Source organism: Collimonas sp. (assembly GCF_035566555.1).
Lineage (GTDB): Bacteria > Pseudomonadota > Gammaproteobacteria > Burkholderiales > Burkholderiaceae_D > Collimonas.
Map to the genome: position 1 here is coordinate 1 of NZ_DATMRB010000041.1, position 2,964 is coordinate 2,964.

4 protein-coding genes and 1 pseudogene are annotated in these 2,964 nt (G+C 57.5%); 4 read left to right on the forward strand and 1 reads right to left on the reverse strand.

The genetic code is table 11. The features are described from left to right. Positions 1-819, reverse strand: an 819-nt coding sequence (locus VNZ65_RS06275; RefSeq protein ID WP_325667151.1) for a hypothetical protein, incomplete at its 3' end; no start/stop codon positions are given. Between the two features lie 94 nt (positions 820-913). Between VNZ65_RS06275 and VNZ65_RS06280 the strand changes: the two genes are divergently transcribed. The 4 genes and pseudogenes from VNZ65_RS06280 to VNZ65_RS06295 all read left to right on the forward strand — a co-directional run. Continuing rightward, positions 914-1,582: an MBL fold metallo-hydrolase gene (locus tag VNZ65_RS06280; RefSeq protein ID WP_325667153.1), complete on the forward strand. Its 669-nt coding sequence runs from the start codon at positions 914-916 to the stop codon at positions 1,580-1,582. 17 nt (positions 1,583-1,599) lie between these two features. Then, entirely contained in the window at positions 1,600-1,767 is a 168-nt protein-coding gene (locus VNZ65_RS06285) for a hypothetical protein (RefSeq protein WP_325667155.1), read from the forward strand. A 296-nt stretch (positions 1,768-2,063) separates the two neighbouring features. Next, entirely contained in the window at positions 2,064-2,702 is a 639-nt protein-coding gene (locus tag VNZ65_RS06290; protein WP_325667157.1) for a (2Fe-2S)-binding protein, read from the forward strand. After that, a pseudogene (locus VNZ65_RS06295) lies at positions 2,695-2,964 on the forward strand (hypothetical protein); the annotation flags it as partial. The gene VNZ65_RS06290 and the pseudogene VNZ65_RS06295, both read left to right, overlap by 8 nt.

A 2,964-nucleotide genomic window follows, 5' to 3' on the forward strand; every position in this document is an offset into this window, starting at 1 on the left:
GAATTGATTGGCTGAAGCCAACGTCATCGCGCCATCCTGATTGACACATAACGCCGGGCTGGTCGGATTGTTGCAAGGCGGAAGACCGAAGGTGCTAGTGGCCGCCAGGTTGGCGTCCGCCAGCCAAGTGACGTTCGTCACAGGATCATAGACGGTTTGTCCGCCTGGATTGACTTCCAGCCCATTGCCCGTGGCGGGCGGCGTTCCAGATATTTTGCCTGGGATCATCGGCAGTGTATACAGAAAATTGTCCACGGTATTGGCGCCCTGGAATCCGCTGTTGAACGATAGCGTGGCATTGCCGCCCTGGCCAGGGCTTTGCGACCAATATAGATAAGGTTGGAAATTGCTGAAGGGACCGGCCGTGTTGTGGGGGATGGGAACCGCGGTATTGGGCGGCTTCAGCCCCAACGCATTGTAGTACAGCGAACCCAGCGCGCCAAGCGAGCAATCGAACCCGAACGAATTGTTTTGCGGCCCCGTCTTCCCGCAGCCCTTGTCGGTTGTCGGTGTGGTCGGCAGCTGCCAGTTGGTGTGCCCCAGATAGTTGGTGGCGTTCATGGCACTCACCCACGCGGCCGCGCTCTGGTAGCTCATCGAGCCGCTTGGGTTTACACACGGTTGCAGGCCAGAAGTGCTGCATACCGGAAGGCCGAATCGATTGGTGGCCGGCAAATTGGCGTCGGCGAGCCAGCTGATGTTATTTACGGTGTCATAAACTGTAATGCCGTCCGCGCTCAGGACCAACGTCGAGCCCGCCTGCAATGTCGACAACCCGCAGGCGACAAGCGCAGCCGCGCCCATCATGCTCCGCAACATGATTCACCTCCGATTCTCATGTGTCTACATTTTAAGTGCTCGGCGGCACCTGCGGAACGATGATCTTGAAGTTGACTCATGTCACAATCTACCTATGCGTAAAAGCTCGATCATCCGTCTTAGCGCGGCGGTGCTGCTGCTGGCCGGCTTATGGGTGGCCTACACCCAAGGCCCGCCCCCGGCAAAATTGGATCTAATCAAGGTGAAAGACGATCTCTATGTCATCCACAACGATATCGTTCCCGGCAACTCCACGGCTCTGATTACCAGTGAAGGCGTCCTTCTGGTCGACGATAAATTCGACGTCGACCACAACGGCATCCTGGAGCAGTTGAAAAAGGTGACCGACCAGCCGATCAAGTACGTCGTCAATACGCATCATCACGCCGACCACAGCGGCGGAAACGCGAAGATGCAAGACATGAATGCCATCGTGGTGGCAACCGAGGAGGCTCGCCAGAACATGGTGGACGGCAAGCAGCCGGGTCTGCCGGGCATCGCGGATCCAGCATCACGCGCACATCTATCTGGGCGGCAAGAACGTGGAGATGTATCACTTCGGGCGCGCTCACACCAATGGCGACATGGTGGTCTTGTTTCCGGCCGATCGTACGCTGGCGGCGGGCGACATGTTCACCTTCGGCGACGCCACTCCCCAACTAATCGACTACGCCGGCGGGGGCAGCGGCAAAGAATGGCCCAAAACGCTCGAATCCGCGCTGGAACTTCGACTTTGACGCCGTGGTTCCAGGCCACGGCGTAGTCACAACGAAACAGGAAATGGCCAAATTCCGCGACAGCACGCTGAAGTTGCGAAACCGCGTTCACGACATGCTGGTCCAGAAAAAGTCGCGCGACGACGTCTCTAAAATGTTGCAAACCGAGTTCCACTGGGCACAGCTGCACCTGGATCGTGGTCTCGACGGCTTGATGGGCGAAATGAAGTAAACGCGGCATGACCATCGCGCCGCATCCGAATCGGCAAATAGCCTTGGCGCCTCAGACCTGCGGTGGCAGCACGGAAGTAGCGAGCCTGTTACTGAAAGCGTCTGTACGCCGCCGGCTTTTGGCTCGGTTTTCCGGCAGGATGGGATATATAATATTAACCAGGCTCCTATGGACTTCTACGGTCCAGCCATCAAGACGGACGCACGTTCCAACCCAGCCAGCTGGACATCATTTCCATCGATCAAACGTTCCTTCAACCGAAGGCTTTCTTGCATGTTAAAGGAGGTAATCCTGAAATGGCAGATACAGCAGATATGAAAAAAACCGACGATACGCCGAAGGCGGTCTCGAGACGAAAGTTTATTCAAGGGGTTATCGCCGGGGGAGCAGGCGTCTCCTCAGCGACCTACCTCTTTCGCGCGTCCAGCCTGGCATCGGCTGCCGGTGCGGGCGAGCGCCTGATTACCCTGAACGTTAACGGCCAGCAGCGGCGTGTGGACGTTATGAAGCAGGAGACGCTGGCGATGACGCTGCGCTACAAGCTGGGTCTCACCGGCACCAAGATCGGATGCGATCGAGCCGAATGCGGGGCCTGTACGGTGCTCATCGACGATGTACCGCGCTACTCGTGCTCGACGCTCACGCACACGGTGCGCAACTCAAAAGTTGTGACGGTCGAAGGGCTGCAGGCCGCCGACGGAAAACTGCACCCGGTGCAGCAGGGCATCCTTGATGAACAGGGATTCCAATGCGCCTTCTGCATGTCGGGGTTCATTATGGCTACGGTGGGATACCTCAAGACCAACCCGAATCCCACGCGCGCCGAGTTGGCGCACGGCATTTCAGGCAACCTATGCCGGTGCCAGGACTATGACAAGATTCTGACCGCGTTTATGCGCGGCGCGGAGATCGCAAGGGAGGCCAACCATGCCTAGCAGAATTCCTGACTCTACGAAGTCAACAGAGCCTCAGTATGGAGGCAATCACAAACTGATCGGCAAGAATTATCAGACTCTCGACTTATACGCCAAGGTAACCGGCAGATCGAAGTATGCCGAAGACTACCGTGCCGAGGGCATGCTGTTCTGCAAGCTTTTGCTCAGCCCAGTGCCGCACGGGCGCGTCAAGCATCTGGATTTGAGCGCAGCTCTTGCGATGCCCGGCGTAAAGGGAATTCTCACTGAGGACGATCTTCCG